General features: G+C 67.9%; 23 protein-coding genes. 10 read left to right on the forward strand and 13 right to left on the reverse strand.

Features of this window, described 5'->3' with window-relative positions; all coding sequences use genetic code 11:
* Window positions 1–28 precede the first annotated feature (28 nt).
* The 6 genes from AB0L70_RS33390 to AB0L70_RS33415 are packed head-to-tail and all read left to right on the forward strand — an operon-like array spanning window position 29 to window position 5,440.
* Window positions 29–1,120, forward strand: a complete 1,092-nt coding sequence (locus tag AB0L70_RS33390; protein ID WP_363690779.1) for a TIGR03364 family FAD-dependent oxidoreductase — start codon at window positions 29–31, stop codon at window positions 1,118–1,120.
* On the forward strand, window positions 1,117–1,800 hold the full coding sequence (locus tag AB0L70_RS33395; RefSeq protein WP_363690780.1) for a phosphonatase-like hydrolase: 684 nt from the start codon (window positions 1,117–1,119) through the stop codon (window positions 1,798–1,800). The genes AB0L70_RS33390 and AB0L70_RS33395 overlap by 4 nt, the downstream gene beginning before the upstream one ends.
* Complete coding sequence (locus tag AB0L70_RS33400; protein WP_363690781.1) at window positions 1,797–2,819, forward strand: 2-aminoethylphosphonate ABC transporter substrate-binding protein; 1,023 nt, start codon at window positions 1,797–1,799, stop codon at window positions 2,817–2,819. The genes AB0L70_RS33395 and AB0L70_RS33400 overlap by 4 nt, the downstream gene beginning before the upstream one ends.
* The gene (locus AB0L70_RS33405) at window positions 2,816–3,850 is read left to right on the forward strand and encodes an ABC transporter ATP-binding protein (protein ID WP_363690782.1); all 1,035 of its coding nucleotides are present in this window, start codon (window positions 2,816–2,818) and stop codon (window positions 3,848–3,850) included. Before AB0L70_RS33400 ends, AB0L70_RS33405 begins: the two co-directional genes overlap by 4 nt.
* Window positions 3,820–4,665: a 2-aminoethylphosphonate ABC transporter permease subunit gene (locus AB0L70_RS33410; RefSeq protein ID WP_363690783.1), complete on the forward strand. Its 846-nt coding sequence runs from the start codon at window positions 3,820–3,822 to the stop codon at window positions 4,663–4,665. The genes AB0L70_RS33405 and AB0L70_RS33410 overlap by 31 nt, the downstream gene beginning before the upstream one ends.
* Window positions 4,649–5,440 (forward strand): ABC transporter permease subunit, encoded by a 792-nt coding sequence (locus tag AB0L70_RS33415; RefSeq protein ID WP_363690784.1) that lies wholly within the window; start codon window positions 4,649–4,651, stop codon window positions 5,438–5,440. The genes AB0L70_RS33410 and AB0L70_RS33415 overlap by 17 nt, the downstream gene beginning before the upstream one ends.
* Here the strand turns inward: AB0L70_RS33415 and AB0L70_RS33420 are convergent.
* From AB0L70_RS33420 to AB0L70_RS33430, 3 genes are read right to left on the reverse strand one after another with little or no spacing between them, the layout of a single operon-like run.
* Window positions 5,400–5,840 (reverse strand): SRPBCC domain-containing protein, encoded by a 441-nt coding sequence (locus AB0L70_RS33420; RefSeq protein ID WP_363690785.1) that lies wholly within the window; start codon window positions 5,838–5,840, stop codon window positions 5,400–5,402. The two genes, AB0L70_RS33415 and AB0L70_RS33420, sit on opposite strands and share 41 nt — an antisense overlap.
* Window positions 5,830–6,147 carry a metalloregulator ArsR/SmtB family transcription factor gene (locus AB0L70_RS33425; RefSeq protein ID WP_363690786.1) on the reverse strand — a complete coding sequence of 106 codons (318 nt, stop codon included), beginning with the start codon at window positions 6,145–6,147 and terminating at the stop codon, window positions 5,830–5,832. The genes AB0L70_RS33420 and AB0L70_RS33425 overlap by 11 nt, the downstream gene beginning before the upstream one ends.
* Before the next feature lie 31 nt (window positions 6,148–6,178).
* Window positions 6,179–7,243, reverse strand: coding sequence for a class I SAM-dependent methyltransferase (locus tag AB0L70_RS33430; protein ID WP_363690787.1), 1,065 nt, complete (start codon window positions 7,241–7,243; stop codon window positions 6,179–6,181).
* A 103-nt stretch (window positions 7,244–7,346) separates the two neighbouring features.
* Between AB0L70_RS33430 and AB0L70_RS33435 the strand changes: the two genes are divergently transcribed.
* The 4 genes from AB0L70_RS33435 to AB0L70_RS33450 all read left to right on the forward strand — a co-directional run bounded on the left by AB0L70_RS33435 (window position 7,347) and on the right by AB0L70_RS33450 (window position 13,262).
* Window positions 7,347–10,037 carry an AAA family ATPase gene (locus tag AB0L70_RS33435; RefSeq protein ID WP_363690788.1) on the forward strand — a complete coding sequence of 897 codons (2,691 nt, stop codon included), beginning with the start codon at window positions 7,347–7,349 and terminating at the stop codon, window positions 10,035–10,037.
* Window positions 10,038–10,047: 10 nt separating this feature from the next.
* A complete protein-coding gene (locus AB0L70_RS33440) occupies window positions 10,048–11,226 on the forward strand; it encodes a cytochrome P450 (protein ID WP_363690789.1) in 1,179 nt (392 codons plus the stop codon).
* A 98-nt stretch (window positions 11,227–11,324) separates the two neighbouring features.
* Complete coding sequence (locus AB0L70_RS33445; protein ID WP_363690790.1) at window positions 11,325–11,954, forward strand: DedA family protein; 630 nt, start codon at window positions 11,325–11,327, stop codon at window positions 11,952–11,954.
* Window positions 11,955–12,305: 351 nt separating this feature from the next.
* On the forward strand, window positions 12,306–13,262 hold the full coding sequence (locus AB0L70_RS33450) for a hypothetical protein (protein WP_363690791.1): 957 nt from the start codon (window positions 12,306–12,308) through the stop codon (window positions 13,260–13,262).
* Window positions 13,263–13,315: 53 nt separating this feature from the next.
* On the opposite strand, the gene AB0L70_RS33455 is transcribed toward AB0L70_RS33450, so the two are convergent.
* The 10 genes from AB0L70_RS33455 to AB0L70_RS33500 form a co-directional block, all read right to left on the reverse strand.
* On the reverse strand, window positions 13,316–14,140 hold the full coding sequence (locus AB0L70_RS33455; protein WP_363690792.1) for an acyltransferase domain-containing protein: 825 nt from the start codon (window positions 14,138–14,140) through the stop codon (window positions 13,316–13,318).
* A gap of 293 nt (window positions 14,141–14,433) precedes the next feature.
* On the reverse strand, window positions 14,434–15,504 hold the full coding sequence (locus AB0L70_RS33460; RefSeq protein ID WP_363690793.1) for a hypothetical protein: 1,071 nt from the start codon (window positions 15,502–15,504) through the stop codon (window positions 14,434–14,436).
* A gap of 80 nt (window positions 15,505–15,584) precedes the next feature.
* Window positions 15,585–15,872 carry a 4a-hydroxytetrahydrobiopterin dehydratase gene (locus tag AB0L70_RS33465; protein WP_363690794.1) on the reverse strand — a complete coding sequence of 96 codons (288 nt, stop codon included), beginning with the start codon at window positions 15,870–15,872 and terminating at the stop codon, window positions 15,585–15,587.
* Window positions 15,873–15,882: 10 nt separating this feature from the next.
* Window positions 15,883–17,376, reverse strand: a complete 1,494-nt coding sequence (locus tag AB0L70_RS33470; RefSeq protein ID WP_363690795.1) for a carboxylesterase family protein — start codon at window positions 17,374–17,376, stop codon at window positions 15,883–15,885.
* Window positions 17,377–17,446: 70 nt separating this feature from the next.
* Window positions 17,447–18,016: a TetR family transcriptional regulator gene (locus AB0L70_RS33475; RefSeq protein WP_363690796.1), complete on the reverse strand. Its 570-nt coding sequence runs from the start codon at window positions 18,014–18,016 to the stop codon at window positions 17,447–17,449.
* 46 nt (window positions 18,017–18,062) lie between these two features.
* Complete coding sequence (locus AB0L70_RS33480) at window positions 18,063–18,338, reverse strand: hypothetical protein (protein WP_363690797.1); 276 nt, start codon at window positions 18,336–18,338, stop codon at window positions 18,063–18,065.
* Between the two features lie 43 nt (window positions 18,339–18,381).
* Window positions 18,382–19,785 carry an MFS transporter gene (locus AB0L70_RS33485; protein WP_363690798.1) on the reverse strand — a complete coding sequence of 468 codons (1,404 nt, stop codon included), beginning with the start codon at window positions 19,783–19,785 and terminating at the stop codon, window positions 18,382–18,384.
* A gap of 34 nt (window positions 19,786–19,819) precedes the next feature.
* The gene (locus tag AB0L70_RS33490) at window positions 19,820–21,796 is read right to left on the reverse strand and encodes an AarF/UbiB family protein (RefSeq protein WP_363690799.1); all 1,977 of its coding nucleotides are present in this window, start codon (window positions 21,794–21,796) and stop codon (window positions 19,820–19,822) included.
* 146 nt (window positions 21,797–21,942) lie between these two features.
* Window positions 21,943–22,695: a succinate dehydrogenase/fumarate reductase iron-sulfur subunit gene (locus AB0L70_RS33495; protein ID WP_363690800.1), complete on the reverse strand. Its 753-nt coding sequence runs from the start codon at window positions 22,693–22,695 to the stop codon at window positions 21,943–21,945.
* A complete protein-coding gene (locus AB0L70_RS33500) occupies window positions 22,692–24,569 on the reverse strand; it encodes a fumarate reductase/succinate dehydrogenase flavoprotein subunit (RefSeq protein ID WP_363690801.1) in 1,878 nt (625 codons plus the stop codon). The genes AB0L70_RS33495 and AB0L70_RS33500 overlap by 4 nt, the downstream gene beginning before the upstream one ends.
* Between the last annotated feature and the right edge of the window lie 21 nt (window positions 24,570–24,590).

A 24,590-nucleotide genomic window follows, 5' to 3' on the forward strand; every position in this document is an offset into this window, starting at 1 on the left:
GGAGTCACATCAAGCGAGGGAGACGCCCGTGCGGGTGGTTGTGGTCGGTGGTGGAGTGCTCGGCACGATGCACGCCTGGGAGGCGGTACGGCGAGGGCACGAAGTGCTGCAGGTGGAACGTGAGCTGGAGGCGCGCGGCGCCAGTGTGCGGAACTTCGGCCTGGTCTGGGTCAGCGGCCGGGCCGACGGTGCCGAGATCGAACTCGCGCAACGCGCCCGGGACCTCTGGGAGCAGGTGCCTGGGATCAGCTTCCGGCCGGCCGGATCGCTCACGGTCTGCCGTACCGAGGCCGAACTCGCGGTCGCGAAGGAGGCCGCCGCCCGGCCGGACGCCACCAAGCGCGGGTTTCAGGTCCTGGATGCGGAACAGACGCGTGACCGCAACCCGGTGTTGAAGGGTGAGCTGCAAGGTGCGCTCTGGTGCGACCGGGACGCGATCGTCGAGCCGCGCGAAGTGCTCGCGGCCTTGCGCGACGAGCTGGCCAAGAGTGGCCGCTACGAGTTCCGAGGTGGGAGGGAGGTGCGGGCAGTCGAGTCCGGTCGGATTGTCGACGATCACCAGGAAACTCACCACGGTGATCTGATCCTGCTCTGCACCGGTGCCTGGCACAGCGGCCTGATCCGCGAGCTGACGCAGGACCTTCCGGTCCGCCGGGTTCGCCTGCAGATGCTGCAGACGGCGCCGCTCGACGACACTCTCTCCACCGCCGTCGCGGACGCGGACAGCTTCCGCTACTACCCGGCGTACACAGGTCCTGCCGTGCAAGAACTGGAGCCGCAGGCAACTGTTGCCGCGGACAACGCCATGCAGTTGCTGATGGTCCAGCGCACGCACGGCGGGCTGACGATCGGCGACACCCACGAGTACGCCGAGCCGTTCGGCTTCGACGTACAGACGGACTCGTACGACTACCTCCAGGAGACGGCGGAGCGGATCCTCGGCCGGTCGTTGCCGAAGATCGTCCGCCGCTGGGCCGGCGTGTACTCCCAGACGACCAACGACGAGGTCGTCCTCCGCCGCGAGCTCGCCGCCGGCGTCCACCTGGTCACCGGTCCGGGCGGTCGCGGGATGACCATGGCACCGGCCATCGCCGAGCAGACCTTCGAGGAGCACTCATGATCCAGCTGGCCGTGCTCGACATGGCAGGTACGACGGTCACCGACGACGGGCTCGTGGAACGGGCCTTCACCGCGGCGATAGGTGCCCAGGGCATCGATCAGGGTATGCCGGAGTACGACCGCATGATCGACTACGTGCGCGCCACCATGGGCGAGTCGAAGATCACCGTCTTCCATGCACTGGTCGAGACCGAAGACACCGCACAGCAGGCGAACAAGGCCTTCGAGACCGCCTATGCAAGCCTCGTCGACGAGGGGCATTGCAGCCCGATCGACGGCGCCGAAGACGCGATCAGGCAACTGAAAGCCGAAGGCATCAAGGTCTGCCTCACCACCGGCTTCGCCGAGACCACCCAACACCGAATCCTGTCCGCCCTCGGCTGGGAAGACCTGGCCGACCTCACTCTCTGCCCGGCACAGGCGGGCCGCGGCAGACCGTACCCGGACATGGTCCTCAAGGCCCTGCTCGACCTCCAAGCCGACGCGGTCGCCAACGTGGCCGTGGCCGGCGACACCGCCTACGACATGACGACGGGGATCCGGGCCGGTGCCGGGATCGTGGCCGGCGTCCTCACCGGTGCCCACGGCAAGCAACAGCTCGCTGCCGCCGGCGCCACGCACGTTCTCGAGTCGGTCCGGGACCTGCCCGGCCTGCTCCTCGATCGAAAGCTGGAGAAGTGAAGGCACTCAAGATCCTGCTCGCCGCCACCCTGCTGCTCGCCGGTACCGCTGCCTGTGGTGGCACCGGCGCCGCTTCCACCACCGACGGAACGAAGACCGTGACCGTCTACACCGCGGACGGTCTGGCCGACTGGTACAAGACTCGCTTCGACGCGTTCACCCAGAAGACCGGGATCAAGGTCCAGACGGTCGAGGCCGGTTCCGGTGAGGTGGTGTCGCGGCTGCAGAAGGAGAAGTCCAACCCGCAGGCCGACGTCCTCGTCACGCTGCCGCCGTTCATCCAGAAGGCGTCCAAGGACGGCCTCCTGCAGAAGTACGACGTACCTGGCAGCGACCACGTGCAGGGCGTCAAGGGTGACGACTACGTGGCGGTCGTGGACAACTACCTGTGCTTCATCGCCAACCAGAAGGCGGGTACGCCGAAGACCTTCGACGACCTGCTCGACGCGCGCTTCAAGGGAAAGCTGCAGTACTCGACCCCGGGCCAGGCCGGTGACGGCACCGCGGTCCTGATCCTGCTGCAACACCTGCTCGGCAAGCAGGGTGCGCTTGACTACCTGAAGAAGCTGGAAGCCAGCAACGTCGGGCCGTCCGCGTCGACCGGCAAGCTGCAGCCGAAGGTCAGCAAGGGCGAACTCCTGGTCGCGAACGGCGACATCCAGATGAACCTCGCGTCGATCGCTGTCGACAAATCTGCATTCAGGGTGTTCTTCCCGACCGGTCAGGACGGCAAGAAGACCACCCTCGGGCTTCCCTATGTGATGGGTCTGACCGCGGGCGCTCCGAACGCCGATGGGGGCAAGCAGTTGATGGACTACCTGCTCTCCACCGACGCACAGCAGACCGTCTCGAGCGATGCGTACGGGACTCCGGCCCGCGACGACGTGAAGCCGACCGACGCGAACTTCGCCTCGGTCCAGAAGGCGATGACCGGAGTTGAGGTCTGGCAGGCCGACTGGAGTGCTGTCCTCACGGACCTGGACGCGGACGTCGCCGCGTACACGAAGGCCGTCGGATGACTGTCCAGCTCGAGGACGTGACGGTGCACTTCGGCCGCACGGTCGCGCTGGAAGGGCTGGACCTCACCGTCGCCAAAGGTGAAACGGTCGCGCTGCTCGGGCCGTCCGGCTCGGGCAAGTCGACCGCGTTGAAGGCGGTGGCCGGCTTCGTTCGGCCGACGCGCGGCCGGATCAGCCTGGCCGGTCAAGACGTCACCGATCTCCCGCCGGCCAAGCGGGGGATCGGGGTGGTGGTCCAGCAGTACGCGCTGTTCCCGCATCTGCGCGTGGCCGACAACGTCGCCTTCGGTCTGCGGGCAGCCCGCAAACCGAAGGCGGAGGTGACCCAGCGGGTCGCCGAGATGCTCGAGATGGTCGGCATGACGGCGTACGCGCGGAGGTTTCCGAGGGAACTGTCCGGGGGCCAGCAGCAACGGGTCGCGATCGCGCGGGCGCTCGCGATCCGGCCACCGGTCCTGTTACTCGACGAACCGCTGGCCGCGCTTGATGCGCAACTGCGGGCGGACATGCTTGGCGAACTGCAGAAGCTTCGTCGCGAGGTGCCCGACGTCGCGATCGTCTACGTCACGCACGACCAGTCCGAGGCGCTCGCGCTCGCGGACCGGATCGCCGTGATGCGGGACGCGCGGCTGGTCGACATCGCGCCCGCCACCGAGTTGTACGCCGCTCCGCCGTCAGCCTTCACCGCGTCATTCCTGGGTGGTGCCAACCTGCTGCCGGTGGAACCTATCGGCGACGGCATCAAGGTTGCTGGTCACGTGCTTCCCGGTGTTCAGGCGGTGCCGGGCAAGGAGCTGCTGTGCATCCGGCCGCATGCGGTGAAGCTGGCTGAAGGTGGACTGCCCGGACGGTTGGTCGCGGCCCAGTGGCGTGGGGCCTCGAATCAACTCACCTGCATGATCGATGGTCTGCCGGACGTGCCGGTGCGGATCGACCTACCGGCGGACGGCCGGGTGCCGGAGCTCGGATCGCCGGTGTCTGTGGTGTTGCCGGCGGAGGCGTGCAGTCTGGTTCCGGCGGAGACGCGCTGATGGCGGTCGAGGCGCTGACGGCACCTGTTGCTATCAGCAATCAAAAGCATCGCGACGCCAGATCGTTGTGGCTGCTGCCGCCGTTGCTGTTGATCGGCACATTGGTTGTCTACCCGTTGGTTCTCGTGGCCGTGCAGTCTGTTCCGGCCTGGGGCGCGGTCATCGGGTCCGCAGAGTTCCGGGACGCGCTGGTGCGAACCGTGCAGATCGCAGTGAGCTCGACCGCCGGGTGCTTGGTGGTCGGAACGTTCCTGGCCGTCGTGATCAGCTTCGTGTACTTTCCCGGCGCGCGAGTTGTTGCCGGTCTGGTCGACACGATGCTCGCGCTGCCGTCGTTCCTGGTGGCGTTGTCGTTCACCTTCATCTACGGCTCCACCGGGATCCTGCGGGCCGGTGGGTTCCTGACTTCGCCGTGGGCGGTCGTCCTGGCCGAGGTCACCTTCTACACGCCGTTCGTGATGCGCCCGTTGCTGGCGGCAATGAGTCGGTTGCCACGAGCCCAGCTCGAGGTCGCAGCCAGTCTGGGTGCCGGACCGTGGCGGGTGCTGCGGCAGATCGTGCTGCCGGAGGTTCGGCCGGCGCTGGTTGCCGGCGGCAGTCTGACGTTGCTGTTGACCCTCAACGAGTTCGGCATCGTGCTGTTCCTCGGTGCGAAAGGCACGACCACACTGCCGATGCTCGTGCACACGAAGGGCATCGTGATGTTCGACTACCCGGGCGCTTGCGTGATCGCCGTCGTACAGATCGCATTGTCGCTCGGCCTGTACGCCGTACTGCGAACGGCACTCGGAGGTCGTCGTGCTCGTCTGGACTAGAACGGGGAAGGCGGTCACCTGGACCGCGTTCGCCCTGGTGTTCGGGATCCTCGTCCTCGCGCCGTTTCTGGTGGTGATCGCGGCCGCGTTCGCCGGCTCGTGGAACGGCGTACTGCCGTCGGATCCGACCGGGACTCATCTCCGCGAGGCCTTGTCGGGTGACGAGTTGGCCTCGTTGTCGGTGAGTCTGCAGACTGCGTTCCTCGGTGGGCTGCTGGCGGTGACGGTCGGCACCTGGGGTGTGCTGGCCGCGCACGAGAGCCGATGGGCTCGCGTCGCGGACGCGCTGCACAACCTGCCCATCGCCGTACCGTCCGTCGTGGTCGGCCTCGGCCTATTGGTTGCGTTCTCCCGGCAACCGATCCTGCTCAACGGCACGAAGTGGATCGTGGTGATCGCGCACCTCGTCCTGATGGTTGCCTTCAGCTACGGAACGGTCGGCGCCGCACTGCAACGGATCGATCCGTCGTACGCCGACGTCGCGGCATCGCTGGGCGCATCACCGGCGCGGGTGCTGTGGCGGATCCGACTGCCGATGCTGCTGCCGGCAATCTCGTCCGCGGCCGGACTGTCGGTCGCGCTCTCGATGGGTGAGGTGGGTGCCACGATCATGGTCTACCCGGCATCGTGGCGGACCCTGCCGGTCAGCATCTTCGCGTTGACCGACAGGGGTCAGGCCTTCACCGCGGCGGCCGAGGCCGTGGTGTTGCTGGTGGCAACCGTCGTACTGGTGATCAGCCTCGATCGGCTGCGGGGTCGGGCTGCCGAACGCTGAGCAGTTCGACCAGTCGGAGCACCTCCGGGTCCCAGCCCAGCTGGTGGTTCGCGGCATCCTCGGCGTCGGCGAACCCGGTGTGGGTGAGCAGCATGCGGGTGCCGTCGGCGACCTCGGACAGCTCGACCTCGACCTTGGTTGGTTCGTCGTCGGTGCCGTCCCACTTCCAGCTGAACGTCAGCCGGTGGGGCGGCTCGACCTCGAGATAGGTGCCGCGGACAACATGCGGTCCCATCTCGACGACGTAGTCGCCGCCGACCCGGACGTCGGCCTGGACCTTCAGTTCCAAGGCCGGATTCGGGCAGTACCACCGGGCGAGCAGGTCGGCCCGGGTCCAGGCGTCGTACACCCGCCCGATCGTTGCCGGCAGCACTCGGTCGATCCGGATCTCAGCGTCCACGGTCGTCCTCTCGCAACAGTTCTTCCAATCGGTCCACGGCGCTGTTCCAGTACGACGTGAGGTCGCCGAGCCACTCCTCGACCTCGGCGAAGGCCTTGGGCCGGATCGTGCAGACCACGGTCCGGCCGACCTTCCGCCGGCTCACCAAGCCGGCGTCGACCAGCACCCCCACGTGCTTGGTCATCGCCGGCAAGGTGATCCGGTGCGGCTCGGCGAGCTCGCCCATCGTCGCGTCGCCCCGGCTCAGCCGGCCGACAATGGCCAGCCGGGTCGGGTCCGCGAGCGCTCCGAAGGTCGACGTCAGCACGCCAACACTTCACCAATTGGTTAACTGATTGTCAAGGCCGAACTTCGAACACCAGGTTGAACGGCGTCTGCGCGACCGTGCGGAACCGGGTGAACCCGGCTGCCGTCGTGACGTCCTGGATCCGGGCCGGACCGGCCTGCGTCCCGAGTGCCAGGCCTACCGGCTGCGAGAGCGATGCCGGCGTACAGAGCAACGTGGAGAAGCCGTAGTACGCGCGACCGACCGGGTTGAGGTTGTCCTCGACGTGATCGCCGGCCATCGGTTCGACCAGCATCCAGGTGCCGTCCGGTGCCAGTGCGTCCCGGACATGCCGGGCCGCACCGACCGGGTCACCCATGTCGTGCAGCGCGTCGAAGGTCGTGACCAGGTCATAGCCGGTTCCGCTGAATTCGGTCGCCGGCGCTACCTCGAACCGGACGCGGTCGTCGACACCTGCCTCGGCTGCTCGCAACCGCGCCGTCTCGATCGACTCCTGGTGGTAGTCCGATCCGACGAAGCTGGACTGCGGGAACGCCGACGCCATCAGGATCGTGGACGAGCCGTGGCCGCAGCCGATGTCGGCCACCGTCGCACCGCGCTCCAGCTTGGCCACGACACCTTCAAGCGCGGGCAACCAGCTCGGCAGCAGATTCGCGTTGTACGACGGCCGGAAGAAGCGCTCACAACCGACGTGTACGTCGGACGTGTGCTCGTGCCATCCGATACCGGCGCCACTGCGGGCCGCCTCGATCGTCTGCGTGGTGTGCTGGATCGTGCCCAGCGCGATCTGGAAGAAGCCTGGCAGGTACGCCGGACTGTTCGGGTCGGTCATCGCAACGGTCTGCTCGGGCGGCAGCGTGTAGCGGCCGGACTCCGCGTCGTACTCGACGAAGCCGCCTGCTGCCTGTGCGTTGAGCCATTCGCGGGTGTAGTGCTCGCTGGTGCCGGTCCGCTCGGCCAGCTCGGCCGGAGTGGTCGCGCCGTGGTCGGCCAGTGTCTGGTAATAGCCGAGGCGATCGCCCATCACGACCAGAGCCGCGTTCAACGTTGCCCCCACCTCGTCCACTGCCCGGAAGACGAAACCCATCAGCTTGTCGCCATCGATTGCAACAGTCATTTGCTTTGTTCCCCCTAGGTTTTCGTGCCCTTCTGTACGCCGAACGTAGGTAGGCGCGCTCGACCGTCGCATCAGGTGGGTCACCTGGTGCACACTGCGGAACATGCTCATCGGGCGGGAGACGGAGCGCCGGGTGATCGAGCAACTGGTCGCGGGGGCGCGGGTCGGTGCCGCCGGCGTGCTGCTCGTCACCGGCGAAGCCGGCATCGGCAAAACCGCTCTCCTCGACCAGGCGGCGGCTCATGCCGGCGGACTGCGAGTTCTACGAGCTCGTGGCACGGAGGCCGAGCGGGAGATCCCTTTCGGCGCATTGCTCCAGCTACTCCGTCCAGCCCTCGCAAACCTCGACCGCATTCCCGGCCCACAACAGGCGGCACTCGCGACCGCACTGGCGCTCCAAGGCGGTCCGGACATTCCGGCCGATCGCTTCGCCGTCGGTGCGGCCACACTCAGCCTGATCTGCCGGTACGCCGAAGAGGCACCACTCGCGCTGATCATCGACGACGCACACCTGCTGGATCGTCCGTCCGCAGAAGCCCTGCTGTTCGCGGCGCGGCGCTTGGTGGCTGACCCCATCGTGCTGTTGATCGCAGCCCGCACGCATGAGCCGCATCCACTGGCCGATGCGGATCTTCCGACCCTCCAGCTCGACGGACTGACGCTGGACGCGGCCCGGCAGATCGTCCACCACCTTCCGGGCGACCTGGTCGAAAGGCTGCACCAGACTGTCGCGGGCAACCCACTGGCGTTGCTGGAGCTTGCCGACGATCCAGACCAGCTCCACCGGATGCCGCCCGGCGTACCGTTTCCTGTTCCGGCTCTGCTCGTGGACGCCTTTATTGCCAGGGCAAACCGGCTCAGTGCGGATGCGCGGACGGCACTGCTGGTGGCTGCGGTCGACGACTGCGAACTCGGCGCAGTGGCTAGAGCGTGCGAAGTGCTCGACGTAGCGGTCGCAGTGCTGGAAGAGGCCGAGTCGGCTGGGCTGGTGGCCATTCGCGACGGTGAGGTGCAGTTTCGGCATGCACTGGTCCGTTCGGCGATCTATACGAGTGCTGAGCCCGCAGAGCGTCGTACTGTGCACCGGGCCGTGGCTCGGGTCACGCCGGACCAGGACAGGCGCGCCTGGCACCTGTCAGAGGCGGTGCTGGGTACGGACGACGAGGTGGCGGCCGGATTGGTGGTCGCGGCCGACCATGCGACCGATCGTGGCGCACACGCGGTCGCAGCGACTGCCCTTGAACGTGCGGCGCGCCTCAGCGAGGGAGTGCAGGATCGGGCGCTGCGCTTGGTCGCCGCAGGTGAGGCGGCGTGGTCGGCCGGCCTGGCCGACTGGGCCGACGCACTGCTCGACGATGCGCTGTCCCTGGATCCGCCGCTGCCGGTCCGGATCGGCGCGCAGGAGATCCGCGCGGACATCGCGGTCAAATGTGGATCACCGGCGCAGGCGCGCGACATCCTGGTCGCGGCTGCCGCCGAGTGCGAGGACCCGGCCGTCGCCACTGTGCTGCTCGCCGACGCGGTAGGTGCGTGCTTTCGGCTCTGCGACACGGCTGCGGGCCTCGAGGTGGCCCACGACATCGATCGGCTGCTGCCCAGCGTCGAACGACCCGGTCCGCGGATCATCGGCATGCTGGCGAGTGGGGTCGCCAAGATCCTGGCCGGCCAGGGCGGGACCAGTCAGATCCGTACGGCGATCGCTTTGGCGCCCACGGACGAGCTGGATCGGGACCGGCGCAGGCAGGTGTGGATGGTGCTCGCCGTGCTGTTCCTGCGGCAGAGCGGCGCCGGTCGGGCGATGCTGCAGCAGGTCATGCTCGAACGGCGTGAGGAGGTTGCTCTGGGCGCGCTGCCGGGCCTCCTGTTCGTGCTGGCTCGTGACGATGCCACTACGGACCGGTGGGCCGACGCGGCGACGTCGTACGACGAAGGGATCCGGCTGTCCCGGGAGACCGGTCAGACGAGCGAGCTGGTGATGAATCTGGCCGGACAGGCCTGGTTGGCTGCGCACCAGGGGCGTGTGGAGTGTCAGACGCTCGCAGCGGAGGCTCTGCGGATCTGCACCGAGCGGCAGATCCATCTGGGCACGGTCTGGTCGCTGTTCGCGCTTGGGGACTTCGAGTTGGGGCGTGGCGATCCGGCTGGCGCGCTACCGCAGTACGAGGCGCTGGTCGACGTACTGCTGGCCAACGGGCTCAAGGATGCGGACCTGTCGCCGGCACCGGAGCTGGTCGAGGTGTACCTGCGGTTGGGGCGGTCTGACGACGCGGACGAGACGGCCCGGGAGTACGCCGTACTCGCGGAGGCGAAGGGGCAGCCGTGGTCGCTCGCGCGGGCTGCGCGGGCACGTGCGCTGGTCGACGAGAGCGAGACGGACTTCGAGCGAGCGCTCTTGTGGCATGCGGAGACGCTGGATGTGTTTGAGCTGGCCCGGACGCGGTTGGCGTACGGCGGTTGGCTGCGCCGCAAACGGCGACGGGTGGATGCGCGACTGCAGTTGCGGGAGGCAGTGGCGGCGTTTGACGCGTTAGGCGCAGCCGACTGGGCGGATCAGGCTGCTGCGGAGCTCAAGGCGACAGGGGAGACCGCACGCCGCAGGGTGCCGAGCACAGTGGATGAGCTGACGCCGCAGGAGCGGCAGATCGCCGTACTGCTCGCCGATGGACAGAGCATCCGGGAGGCCGCGGCCAGGCTGTTCCTCAGTCCGAAGACCGTCGAGTACCACCTCCGCAAGGTCTACGCGAAGCTCGGCATCCATTCGCGGGCCGAGTTGGCTGAACACCTGCGAACGTAAGCTGGCAAGCATGAGGCAGCCGTTCACCGAAACCAGTGGGATCGCTCGTCATTGGGGCTTCGAGGACCTGGCGGCGAAGGGCCCGCTGCAGCACCTCACCCTGTTCACCGGCGTCCCGGTCTGGCTCGTCACCGGGTACGCCGAAACCCGCGAACTCCTCGCCCATCCGGACGTGGTCCGCTCGCCGATGGACGGCCCGCACCGGGACACGGTCGAGGACGAGCTGATCAGCCGCACCGAGCGGCACATGCTCGGCGCCAACCCGCCCGACCACACCCGCCTGCGCAAGCTGGTCACGGCCGCCTTCACCCGGCGCCGGATCGAGGCGCTCGAGCCTCGGATCCGTGAGATCGCTTCTGGATTGCTGGACGAGATGGCGGCCGGCGACCGCACCGATCTCGTCGAGGCCTACAGCTACCCGCTGCCGATCACGGTGATCTGCGAGCTGATCGGGATCCCGCCGGTCCGCCGCGAGGACTTCCGGCAGTGGTCCTCGGTGTTCGTGAACGCGACCATGCACACCGCCGAGGAGTACGTCGAGGCGACCACGCTGATGCTCGGCTTCGTGCACGACCTGATCGAGGAGAAGGCGGCCGCGCCGGCCGACGACCTGCTGTCCGGCCTGATCACGGCCCGGGACGGCGGCGATCGGCTCAGCGAGGACGAGCTCACCTCGATGATCTTCCTGCTGCTCGCGGCCGGTCACGAGACCACGGTCAGCTTGATCACGAACGGCGTACACGCGCTGCTGCGGCATCCCGACCAGCTCGCCCTGCTCCAGGCCGAGCCCGATCGGCTCCCGGCCGCGGTCGAGGAGCTGCTGCGGTACGACGGACCTCTCCAGGCCGCGATCCCGTACATCGCCCAGGCGCCGATCGAGATTGCCGGCGAGCGGATCGACGCCGGTGAGGTGATCGTGTTCGCGTTGCTGCCGGCCAACCGGGACCCGCGCCGGATCGATCGGCCGGCGGAGCTCGACATCACCCGGACCGAGAACGCGCATCTCGCGTTCGGGCACGGGATCCATCACTGTCTCGGGGCGCCGCTGGCCCGGTTGGAGGGCCGGATCGCACTCGGCCTGTTGTTCGAACGCTTCCCGAATCTGCGGCTGGCCGAGCCGGAGCGGGATCCGGCTCGGACGCCGGGGCTGCTGATGAATGCGATCCGCGAACTGCCCGTAGTGCTGTGAGTGCAGCCTGCGGTTGGGGCTGAACATCGGGTGAATCACGGTCGAATCACACCCATGGGATTGCAAAGGATCCGCCCGGAGGTGGCATCCTTGCCCAGATGACAGAGTTGATGGAGGTCGCGCGACAGTTGCTCGCCGTGGCGATGGCCTCGCATTGGCTGCTGCTCATCCTGTTCGCCGCCGCCGCGATCGACGCTGTGTTTCCCGTCGTACCGAGCGAAGGCATGGTCGTGACCGCGGGGATGGCCGCCGCTGTCGGCCACCAGAATCTGCTGTTGGTGATCGCGGTCGCGACGCTCGGCTCTGTCATCGGCGAGACCACCTGCTACTTCCTGGGCCGCGGTTCCGGCCCGGCGCTGCACCGCTGGATGAAGCGGCAGCAACGTCGGCAGGCCATGTACGACAAGGTGTCCGGCGCGTTGCACTCCCGCGGCGGACTGATCCTGATGACGGTCCGCTACATCCCCGGTGCACGGATGGTCGCGACGCTGACTGCGGGCGCGACCCGGTACTCGTTCAAGAAGTTCATCGTCTTCACCTTCGCCGGCGTGACCATCGCCTATACGTACGTCGCTCTGCTCGGCTATCTGGGTGGCGACGCGTTCGCGCACGACTCGCTGAAGGCGCTCGCGTTCAGCCTGAGCCTCGCGGCGGTGATCGGGCTGGCGATCGAGACGTCCCGCCGGATCGCGGTCAAGCGCCGGGCTGCCAAGATCACAGCCGGTTAACGATCGGCCCCCGGGTTTCGGCCCGGTTGCGTGTCCCGAGCCAACCTGACCGGTCCCGCATGCGTCAGTAGAGGCGTGGTGAGGCCTGGGGCAAACCTCGTGGCCGTCGTGCTTGTCGTGGCGGCGGTGGTGGTCGGGTGTGCCGACGTACCCCTTGAAGGTGCTCCTGGTCCTAGCGCTACGGTTACCACTCGTAAGCCGTCAGCGTCGCCGTCGCCGTCGTCTTCGCCGTCGGTCAAGCCGTCTGTGACGCCTTCTGCTACGCCTTCTGCTACGCCTTCTGCTACGCCTTCTGCTACGCCCACGCCTGCGCCGCCTGCGCCTTCTGGGAAGCTGTTGGCGGCCGCGCCGGTGACACGATCGTTCCCGGGGCGGTTGCCGAGCGGGAAGCCGCCGCTCTTCGTGGTCGTCTCCTTCGACGGTGCCGGCGATCTCGCGCTCTGGTCCCGCTGGCGGGCCGTCGCCAAGCAGGTGAACGCGCGGATGACGTTCTTCCTCTCCGGCCCGTACCTCTACCCCGGCGACCATCGCACCGACTACAAGCCGCCGCTGCACAAGCCCGGCGCCTCCGATATCGGGTGGGGCGATCCGAGCAACGTCCTCGCGCGTACGACGGTCCTCCGGCAGGCGATCGCCGAGGGCCACGAGATCGGCACCCACGCGAACGGCCATTTCTGCGGCAGGACCGGGATCGGCGGGTGGACCTCGGCGCAGTGGGCTGCGGAACTCGGCGCGTTCGACCAAATGGTGCGGACCGGTCCTTCGCTGGCCGCGGGAAAGACGGTTGCGCCACCGTTCGACCCGGCGACTGTGAAGGGCATGCGTACGCCGTGCCTGGAGGGCAATCGACCGGCGTACCGACAGGTGATGGTCCAGCGCGGGATGCTGTACGACGCGTCCGCCACCGGGTACATCACCTGGCCGAAGAAGGTCGACGGTCTCTGGAACTTCCCGCTGCAGTCGGTCAACCTCGCCGGCACCAGCAAGTCGACGCTGACCATGGACTACAACCTGTGGTTCAGCCAGACGGGTGCCAAGACCGCGCCAGTCGCTCAGGTCCCCGCGCTGAAGGCCCAGGTCCTAGCCACCTACCGTCAAGCCCTCGCAAAGTCCCGAGCCAACGGCAACCCACCCTTGTTCCTGGGCAACCACTTCAACCGCTGGAACAACAGCGTCTACTCAGACGCCCTGACCACCTTCGTCAAAGAAACCTGCACCCAGCAAGACGTCCGCTGCGTAAGCAACATAGAACTAGCCACCTGGCTAGCCAAGAACGGCCCCCCAACCGGCCGCAACCGCCCGTCCTGACGGCCCCTGGGGAGGATCTTCCTCCCGAAGCGGACCAGAATCCTCCCCGCCTGCTACAGGTGCAGGTAGCCGAAGGCGCTTTGCCAGGTGCCGCCGGACTTGATTCGGTTGACGACCAGGCGTTGGAGGGTGGTGTCCTGGGGGAGTTCGTCGAGGTGCTCGGTGCCGTGGCGGCGGAAGGTGAAGAAGATGGCGCCGTCCTGGCTGTCGGTGGGTTCGCCGTACGGCGTGAACCGGCGGCCGAACCGCACCATGTTCGAGTCCTGCGGCAGGTTGTCGAGCAGGTAGGGATCGATCAGCCAGGACCACAGGTTCGCCGTCTTCACAGGGAACTCCGGGAAGTACCGCGGGAAGAACTCACGCGCCTGCGCCAGACTGTCGTCCACCAGCGCAGGCGTCAGCGGTCCGGTCTCAGGGATGTGTACGCCGATGATCCACTCGCCCGGCTCAGTACCAGGCACGGGGTTGTCCGCCGGGACCTGGTGGAGCAGGTACTGGAGCCGGCCGAGCGCGTACAGCTGCCCGGTCCACGCGATCGTGACCCACCAGTGCGTCTCGAGGCTGTACTCGCCGTGCGTCCGGCGGCTCACCTTCAGTTGCTGCCCGAGGTCCGCGAGGCTGGCCCAGCTGATGTCGTCGGGAATCCCGCGCTCCTGGTGGTACCGGCGGATGTCCGGCAGGGTGTCGAGGAACGCCTGCACCGAGTTCCGCGGATCGTCCGGCATCGTCAGCTTCGGCTCCTGGCCGAGCTTCCCGATCTCGGCGCGGATCTGATCGGCCAGGTTCTTCACGACGGTCGGATCCGGGGTGAATGCCTCGGCCGCCTCCCGGTCGGCGTCGGCGAAACCCAGCAGGCGGTACTCATCAGCAGTCGTCACTCGTCAACCGTAACCGATCGTCCCGTGCCAGAGACTTACGATCTACTCCGTGGGCTACCAGCGTTTTCCACCACCGGAGGAACTGCGTGACGTAGTCGAGTTACGCCGGCGTCGAGCCCAAGCCCTGGAGGATCGCAGCCCACGATCGCGTGGATCGAGGTCGACGACCTGAACGCGACACTGGACGCCGTCCGCGCGGCAGGCGGCGGCCAGGTCGGCGAGGTCCAAGAGCTGCCCGGGATCGGGCGGCTCTGCTACGTCCGCGACACCGAAGACGTACTGATCGGACTGCGTCAGCGTTCCTCGGCCAGCCCGAGGTAGAGGATCGACGGGTTGGACGGGTTGAAGGCGAGCGACGGGATGCCGTCGTTGCGGTTGTGCTGCTTGCTGAGCTCGCCGGTCGACGGGCGGAAGCGGTAGAGGTCGGCGCCGAAGTTGGCGAAGGACGTGCCGTAGCTGAAGTACAGCAGGTCAGGGTCGGCCGGGCTGGCCCACATCTTGTTGCCGTTGATCAACGTGGCACGGCTCTGGTCGAGTACCTCGCGGAACTTCAGCCCACCGTCGCTCGATTCCCAGATGAACCGGGTCGCCCGGTCCCGGTCGTACCCCTCCATCCAGACCTTCGACGGATCGGTCGGCGAGATCGCCAGGCTGAACGCGTTCACCCGCTCGACGGGCCGGGATCGGGTCCAGCTGCGGCCGCCGTCGTACGTCACGTAGACGCCGTTCGACGACGCGCCGATGACGATGTGGTCCTGGTTGCGCGGGTCCACGACAGCGTCGTACAGGAAGAGATTGGGATCCGCCGGTACGCCGGCACGCTGCCAGCTCACGCCGTCGTCAGACGAGTCGTACACCTGCCCGCCGCCCGCGACGACCCGCAGCCGACCAGGCCGGGTCGCGAGCGTGGCGAGACCCCTGTCCTTGACCGGTCCCTGGACGGTGGTGACGGTGCTTCCGTGCACGCGGTGGATCGGCTGGTCGTTCACGCTGTAGATGTACGCCGAGTCGCCCGGTCCCGGCTCGACGTCGTACGTGCTGAGATCGTCGGGGGCCTTGTCGAGCAGCTGCCAGCTGCATCCGGCATCGCTCGAGCGTTGGATCGACTGGCGGCCGATCGTGATCAGCGTGTTCGGCTCGGCGAGTGCGGCAACCTTCGCGTAGGTGACCGGCCGCAGCTTGCCGGTCGTCGGCGCGAGCGTCGCGCCGTCGGTCTCGGTGATCGTGACGGACCCATCGCCGTACACGGTGTCGCAGTGTGGGCGGTTCCAGAACCAGCCTGGGTCGGAGGCCTGGGCTGGTAGTGGCAGGAGAGCGATCACGAGGGCGGCGGCAGTACCGAGGGCGAGGCGGCGTGAGGTCATGCCCTCAAGTGAAAAGGCCTCCCGAGCCTGTCTGCCAGCACTTGCGCTGGCAGACAACCGCCATGACGGGAAGAAGCCAGTTAGCCGGCTGCAGTGTCGATGTGCCGGGCGAGCACGAGGTCGTCCTCGGTGATGCCGCCGGCCTCGTGGCTGCTGACCCGGAACGTGATCGTGGTGTAGCGGATGTCGATGTCCGGGTGGTGGTTCATCGACTCGGCCAGCTGGGCGACCGTCGCGACCAGCCGGATGCCGTCCAGGAACGTGTCCTTCTTGACGCTGCGGACCAGTTCCTTCTCCACGACCTTCCACTCCGGCAGGTGGTCGCGGATCGCAAGGTCGATCTGGTCGTCGGTCAGCAGCTCAGCCATGGAGCTCACTCTAGACCCCAATCCGCTGCCAGAACGCCAGCCGGTGCTCCTGCGCGTAGTCGACGGTGCGGATCGCCTTCGGAGCCAGTGACAGGACGGTGTCGGGAGTACTGAATTTCGGCCATTCCGGCAGCCCGTCGGCGTTGGGATCTCCGTTGTGGGCGAACGTGGACCAGTACCGGATCATCGTGTCGGACAGCTCCACCTGTTCCTCGGTCAGCGCATCCTTGTCGTTGCGGAAGATGTACTGCACATCGCCGGCATGCCACGCGCCGGGCTGGAATCCCTGCGGGAACGGGATGTCCGCGGGCGCCTGACGATCCGCGAACTCGTAGAACCACAACGGGTTCTTTGCCGAGAGCAACTGGTTCTGCCGGAGCTGGGCCCGGGCCCACATCCGGTCGGTGATCACGGACGCCCAGGCCAGCGCGGGCGTCGGGTAATCGGTCAGCGGGTACTCGGCGGCAATCGTCGCAGCCTGGTCACCGAAGGCGGTCCGCAGCAGTTCCGGGTAGTCCTGCGCGGTGACCGGGTTCCCGGCCAGCTCGCGGAAGAATGCGACGAACGTGGTGTGCTCGTCCCGCGTCGTACCCGACAGCACCGGGACGTCGGCGAACTCGCCGGTCTCGAGGGCCTTGGCCGGATCCGCGGGGAGCTGGTCGTTGCCGAGCGCGTACGGCTGGAAGATGTTCATCACCTGCGGTGCGGCGAGGATCTTCTCGACCGGGAGCTTGCGCAGGCAGGCCAGGTCCTCACAGCCAAGTTGCTGCGCGAGTGCGACGCCTTGGGTCCGGGCGCCTTCCGTTGTGGTCCAGCCGTACCACGGCAGCGCGGGGATCCCGGGGTAGACGACGCCGGCCGGCATGTCCATCAGGGTGAAGCCGCTCTGCATGATCACCTTGTGGAACAGGCCGTGTGACTCCTTCGACATCAGGTGTGCGCTGGTGGCGGTGGCGCCGTACGAGACACCGAAGAGGGTCACGTTGCCGGGATCGCCACCGATCGCGGCCGCGTTCTGCTGGACCCAGCGGAGGACGGCGCGCTGGTCCTGCAGGCCGATCGTGCCGGAATCCTTCAGCTCGGGATGGGCGAAGGCGCCGAAGACGCCGAGGCGGAAGTTGAACGTGACGACCACGACGTCGCCGTCGACCGCAAGCCGGGTCGGGTCGAACTGATCGCCGGAGCCGATCGCGCCGTCGCCGTGGATCCACACCATCACGGGCTTGCGGTGTTCGGGTGACGCGGTGGCGGGCGTGGTGACGTTGAGGAACAGACAGTCCTCGTTCGTACCGGAGAGGTCGGCGATGGCGTTCTTGAGCTGCGGGCAGGGACTGCCGGGCTTGGTGGCGTCGCGTTCGCCGGTCCATGGCTGGGCGGGTTGCGGGGGTGCCCAGCGGAGGTCGCCGACCGGGGGAGCGGCGTACGGAATGCCTTCGAAGGCTCGGTGATCGGGGTGCACGACACCGCGGACGGTGCCGGACTCGGTGTGGACGGTCGCATTCACGGAAGGGGTCACATCCTTGCTACAGGCAACTAGGGAGAGGAGGAGGGCGGCGAGGAGGAGCCGGCGCATGTCAGGGCTTTCGGGTGGCCGCGCTCACGAGTTCGCCGAACTCACGCGCTACCGCGTCGAAGTCGAGGGCCGGGTCGAGTTCGAGCTGCCGGATGATGCCGTCCCGGACGGACAGGATGAACACGGCCATCAGGTGCGGGTCGAACGCCCGGAAGCTCCCGTCGGCCTGCCCGCGTCGCAGTACGTCGGCCAACTGGGCCTGATCGGATCGGGCCAGCTCCCCGGTGTCCGGCTCGATCCGGACCAGGGTGGCCGCATGGGCGCGGTGGTTCTCGAGGAACGCGAGGTTGGCCGTCACGAACGCCTGCAGGACCTCGGCCGGCTCCTCGATCCCCGAGGTCCGGTCGAGCACGAAGCCGCCGAAGACCGCGAGGATCTCCCGGCCGACCTCCTCGATCAGCTCCTGCCGGTTGGCGAAGTGATACGAGATCAGGCCGGTGCTACTGAGCTCGGCCCGCTCGGCGATCGCCTTGAAGCTCGCCTGCGGTCCGCTCTCGGCAATCACCTCGATCGCCGCCGCCACGATCTGCGTACGGCGAGCCTGTTCGGTCATCGTCCGTTTTGCTCGCACAAGCAAACTTTAGCTCATGCAAGCAAAATCCGGTCAGGGGTGGTGATCAGTGGGACGGCGGCTGGAAGTAGACGTGCGTCGGCCGCGGCGGGATGTTGCGGGCGAGCAGGCGGTAGGTGAGCGCGGTGAGGATCGCACCGACGACGAAGATCGCCAGGCCGAGCAGCTGGAGTTTGGTGCCCCAGAGGCCGGTGTAGGTGTTGATCTCGTCGGACTTCTGCGCCCCGCCGGTGATCACGCACGCGATCCCGCCGAGGAACGCGATCCCGGCCACCGCGATCGCCGCCAGCACTGCGATCACCCGTCGTCCCGTGGGGCTCATGCCTCCAGAGCCTAGCGGCGGGCTGATCCCGATCGGTCGAATGTCAGCTTGCTGCCGCTGGGCTGACCCGACCGGCGCTCAGTAGGCCCAGGAGCGCGACGGCCGCACCGGCGGTGATGATCGTGCCGAAAACCCAGGGATGTGGGTTGTCGGCGTTGAACGCGAGCAGGGTGCCGCTGGTTGCCAAGGCGGTGGCGATGCTCATGGTTCCGGCCATCTGGGCCGCGCTGCTGTTCCGGCCGGAGTTGTTGTGGTCGGACAGGTCCAGCGTCAGCACCGAGAGGCTCGACGAGCTCAGGCCCATCCCGACCCCGGCGAATGCCCAGCCGATGAATCCCCACCAGGTGGTCGCGTCGGACCAGGCCAGCAGGGACGTGACGGCCAGTCCGCCGGTCATGAACGCAAGGCCGGCCCGCAGTACGTTGACCCGCTCGATCCCGTGCTCGCGACCCTGCAACCACGACCCGAACGCCCAGCTGACACCGGTGATCGACAGCGTCACCCCGGCCCGCGACGGGCTGAAGTGATGCTGCAACGTGAGTAGCAGCGGCAGATACGCACCGACACCGGCGAAGGCAGCGCCACCAAGCCCGCGTACGGCGACCACCGCCGGGAACCCGCGCCGCGCCACGAAGGTCCCCTTCGGCATCACTCGTACGGCGGCCAACCCGAGGATCACCAACGCCACCGGGATAGCGATCCCGCCGATCACCGGATGCCCCTCGAGCTGGTCCCCGGCCAGCGTCATCGAGAACAGCGCGACCGATGCGGCGAACGCCCACGGCAGCGCGGACCGTGAGGCCTCCAGCTCTGCCGCATCCTCGGTACTCCGTTCCGGTGCGGGCGACGTCAGCGACTGGCGCATCGCCGGACCGAGCAGCAGCCAGCTCGGCACCAGGAGGACGACCGCACCGAGGAACACCCACCGCCACCCGAACTGCTCCGTCACCACACCGGTCAGCAGCGGACCGAGAACCGACGGCAGAATCCACATCGCCGCGAACAACGAGAACATCCGCGGCCGCAGTACGGCGGGCAGCGTGCGGGCGACGAGCACCATCAACGAGACGTCCAGGAGGCCTTCCGCGAGCCCGCTGAGCAACCGTCCGGTGACGACCATCGGCATCCCCACCGCGGTGCCGACCAGCAGCTGGGCCAAGGCGAACGCGATCGCCCCCGCACGCAGCGTCGGGATCGGGCCGCGCCGGTCGGACCACAGCCCGGCGATCGCGAGCGAGATCAGGTAGCTCGCGTTCGGGGCAGCGCTCGCCAGCCCGAAGCTGCCCAGTGCGTCGAACTCGCGCACCATCGTCGGCAACGCCGTACCGACGGCCCGGTTCTCCAGGGCGGCGAGGGTGACGAGGCCGATCACACCGAGCACGAGCGGCAGATGGTTGCCGCTGAACAGCCGCGGGCGAGGGGCGTCGACGGACACGGTGGAGGTCATGCCCGCCATCGTCGGAGTTAAAGCCAACTTGAAGTCAAGCAGACCTGTTGTCCGGGAGCCGGAAGATCAGGACGAGAACGCGCAGGACCAGGACCGCGCAGATCACCAGCAGGTTGTACCCGAACAGCTGGAACAGGCTGATCGACTCGGTCACCTTCGGGCCGCCCGGCGTACCGAGCAGCAGGACCGCCATCAGGCCGGCGGTCGCGCCGAGGATCACCAGCAGCGCCTGATGTAGCAGGCCGGTGAAGTGGCGGCGATCGCGCTCGTCCGCGAACAGGCGGACGTTCAGCCCCAGCCGGCCGCTCTCGGCCGCGGCCGCGATCCGGTCGATCCGCCGTGGCAGCCGCCGCAACATCGGCAACAACGTGGCCAGTTCCTCGGTCGCCGTACGGCGTAATGAGTCCGGCGTGAGGCGGTCCGTGACGTGGGCCGCCGCGAACTGGCGGGACGCGGCGACCAGGTCGAACCCGGGGGAGATCCGCGAGATCGTGCCCTCGATCGTCGCCAGCGCACGGAACACCGCGGCCACCTCGGGCGGAACGCCGAGGTCGTGCGAGGTGATGATCTTGAACAGGTCGTTGAACATGGCCGGACCGAGCGCTACGCCTGCGGCGAGGTGCTTGGTCATGAACTGGCCGACCGCGCGTTCCAGCGCACGCTCGTCGATCACGTCCGGCCGGTAGACGATCTCCAGCAGCGCGTCGGTCGCGGCGACCGGATCGCCGTGGTCGATCGCTAGCAGGAAGCGTTGCAGCGCCTCTCGGGTCGCGGGGTCGAGCCGGCCGACCGACCCGAGGTCGAGCATGCCGATCCGGCCGTCGGCCAGCAGCAGGAAGTTGCCGGGATGCGGGTCGGCGTGGAACACCCCGTCGATCGCGACCTGACCGAGCAGGCACTCGAAGAGCGTCCGGCCGAGCCGGGCAGCGTCCAGACCACGCTCCGCGATCGCCTGGGCCGCACTGCCGAGGCCGATACCGTCCAGCCGCTGCATGGTCAGGACTCTGCCGGTGGAGCGGTCCGGATACAGCTTGGGTACGACGAGGTCGTTGCTGCTGGCAATGGACTGGCCGGCCGCGACCGTGGTCATGTTGCCGGCCTCGACGGTGAAGTCGAGCTCCTCCCGCATGGCGTCCGCGAACCCGTCGGCGAGGGCGCGGACACCCATCGAGCGGCCCCAGTCGGTGTTCTTCTCGAGCAGGCGGGCGAGCCGGCGGACGATGTCGAGATCCTGGTCGACGATGCTCGCGATACCGGGGCGCTGGACCTTGACGACGACCCGCGGCCCACTTGGCAGTCGGGCCGTGTAGACCTGCGCGACCGAGGCTGCGGCGAGCGGTTCGCTGTCGAAGTCGGCGTACAGCTCCTGTGGTGGGGAGCCGAGCTCTTCGGTGAGGACCTGCTCGATCTGCGGCCAGGGTGCGGGGGAGACCTGGTCCTGCAGGCGGCTGAGCTCGGTGGCGACCGAGGCGGGGACGACGTCGCTGCGGGTGGAGAGGACCTGGCCGAGTTTGACGAAGGTGACGCCGGCTTCATCGAGGGCGAGGCGCAGGGATTGGGCCAGCTCGGCCTGACCGGCGGCGTTCTCCCGGCCGGGGCGACGGCGGCCGCGCAGGTACGGGCCGAGGCCGTGCTTGATGGCGATCCGGAGGATCTGCAGGTAGCGCCTGGTTCGCGCGATCCGGCCGGTCAGGTCGCGGCGCAGATCACGGGCCCTGGGCAAGGAACCGGTGGGTACGAGCGCCTCCGCCAGCACGAGGAACACCAGGCCGGCCAGCATCGAGCAGATCGCGGTCAACGCGAGGAACGCCACGGCGGCGGCGTCGGACCCTTCGAACGGCAGCCGGCCGACCAGTGCGTTGGCGATCGGACTGAACACCGACAGCGTCAGCGCGGCCCCCAGCGCGAGCCGCACCAGCCCGAACCGCACACCCAGCAGCCGTTGCGACACGGGGACGAAGATCCCCATGAAGATCGCAAGACTGAACAACCCGGCCACAACGATGCCCATGCCCGAAACCCTAGGCGCCCGAAGGTCCCACCCACCTCCCCCACGCGAGTGACCACCCCCGGACCCAGCCACAACCCCCGAGATCGGGAGGGAGGGTACGACGAACCCCCTGGCTCCGGGTGGGGCCAGGGGGTTCGTGGGGTGGATCAGGCCGGGCGGCGGCGGATCTTGTTGCCCAGCCAGACCAGGGGGTCGTACTTGCGGTCGGCAACGCGTTCCTTCATCGGGATCAGCGCGTTGTCGGTGATCTTGATGTGCTCGGGGCACACCTCGGTGCAGCACTTGGTGATGTTGCAGAAGCCCAGACCGTGCTGGTCCTGCGCCTCGTGCTGCCGGTCGGCCGCGTCGAGCGGGTGCATGTCCAGCTCGGCGATGCGCATCAGGAACCGCGGACCGGAGAAGTTCTCCTTGTTCTCCTCGTGGTCGCGGATCACGTGGCAGGTGTCCTGGCACAGGAAGCACTCGATGCACTTGCGGAACTCCTGCGAGCGCTCCACGTCGACCTGCTGCATCCGGTACTCACCGGGCTTCAGGTCGGCCGGCGGCGTGAAGGCCGGGATCTCGCGGGCCTTCTGGTAGTTGAACGACACGTCCGTGACCAGGTCGCGGATCACCGGGAACGTGCGCATCGGCGTGACCGTGACGACCTCGTCCTCTTCGAACGTGTTCATCCGGCACATGCACATCAGCTTCGGCATGCCGTTGATCTCGGCGCTGCAGGAGCCGCACTTGCCGGCCTTGCAGTTCCACCGCACCGCCATGTCCGGCGTCTGGGTCGCCTGCAGCCGGTGGATGACGTCGAGGACGACCTCGCCCTCGTTCACCTCGACCTCGTAGTCCTTCAGCTCACCGCCGTCGGAGTCCCCGCGCCAGACGCGGAATTTGCCTGTGTAACTCATTTGGCCGGCAGCTCCTCATCCGTCAGGTACTTCTGCAGCTCATCGAGCTCGAACAGTTCGAGCAGGTCCTCGCGCATCGGGATCTGCTGCTCCTCGGTCACGTTCACGCCACCGTCGGCGTCCAGCGCGCAGACCAGCAGCTTCTTGCGCCACTCCGCGTTCATGCCCGGGTAGTCGTCGCGGGTGTGACCGCCGCGGGACTCCTGCCGCTGCAGCGCGGCCTTGGCCACGCACTCCGACACGGTCAGCATGTTGCGCAGGTCGAGCGCCAGGTGCCAGCCGGGATTGAACTGACGGTGACCCTCCACCGTCATCTTCGCGATCCGGCCGCGGAACTCGGCCAGCCGGCCGAGCGCCTGCTCCATCTCCTCTTCCTTGCGGATGATGCCGACCAGGTCGTTCATCGACTGCTGCAATTCCTGGTGGATCGAGTACGGGTTCTCGCCGCCCTCGAGCTCGAACGGCGCCAGTGCCTCGGTCGCCGCCGAATCGACATCGGCCTCGTCGATCTTCGGCCGCTCCTGCAGGGAGTCGATGTACATGGCCGCACCCATCCCCGCGCGCCGTCCGAAGACGAGCAGGTCGGAGAGCGAGTTACCGCCAAGCCGGTTCGAGCCGTGCATGCCACCGGCGACCTCACCGGCCGCGAACAGGCCCGGTACGACGGACTGCGCGGTGTCGGGGTCGACCTCGACACCACCCATCACGTAGTGACAGGTCGGACCGACCTCCATCGGCTCAGCGGTGATGTCGACGTCCGCCAGCTCCTTGAACTGGTGGTGCATCGACGGCAGCCGCCGGGTGATCTCCTCGGCCGGGAGCCGGGTCGACACGTCCAGGAACACCCCGCCGTGCGGCGTGCCCCGGCCGGCCTTCACCTCGGAGTTGATCGCGCGAGCGACCTCGTCCCGCGGCAGCAGCTCCGGTGGGCGCCGGTTGTTGTCGGCGTCCTTGTACCAGCGGTCGGCCTCTTCCTCGGTGTCCGCGTACTGCGCCCGGAACACGTCCGGCACGTACTCGAACATGAACCGCTTGCCCTCGGAGTTCTTCAGTACGCCGCCATCGCCGCGGACCGACTCCGTGACCAGGATCCCCTTCACCGACGGCGGCCAGACCATGCCGGTCGGGTGGAACTGGATGAACTCCATGTTGATCAGCGTCGCGCCGGCCCGCATCGCGAGCGCGTGCCCGTCACCGGTGTACTCCCAGGAGTTCGAGGTGACCTTGAAGGACTTGCCGACACCACCGGTGGCCAGCACCACGGCCGGAGCGTCGAAGAGGATGAACCGGCCGGACTCACGCCAGTACCCGAAGGCACCCGAGACCGCGTCGCCGTCCTTCATCAGCTCGGTGATCGTGCACTCGGCGTACACCTTGAGGTTGGCCTCGTAGTCGCCGGTCGCCTGGAAGTCCTCCTGCTGCAGCGAGACGATCTTCTGCTGCAGGGTGCGGATCAGTTCCAGACCGGTACGGTCGCCGACGTGCGCGAGCCGTGGGTAGGTGTGGCCGCCGAAGTTGCGCTGGCTGATCCGGCCGTCGGGCGTCCGGTCGAACAGTGCGCCGTACGTCTCCAGCTCCCAGACCCGGTCGGGGGCTTCCTGCGCGTGCAGTTCGGCCATCCGCCAGTTGTTCAGGAACTTCCCGCCGCGCATGGTGTCGCGGTAGTGGACCTGCCAGTTGTCGTTGGAGTTCGCGTTGCCCATCGCGGCCGCGCAGCCGCCCTCGGCCATCACGGTGTGCGCCTTGCCGAACAGGGACTTGCAGATGATCGCGGTGCGCTTGCCCTGCTCGCGGGCCTCGATCGCCGCACGCAGACCGGCGCCGCCGGCCCCGATCACGACGACGTCGTAGGAGTGTCGTTCCAGCTCAGTCATGAAGTCTTCAGATCCCGTATG

This window comes from Kribbella sp. NPDC051952 (assembly GCF_040680855.1).
Classification (GTDB): Bacteria; Actinomycetota; Actinomycetes; order Propionibacteriales; family Kribbellaceae; genus Kribbella.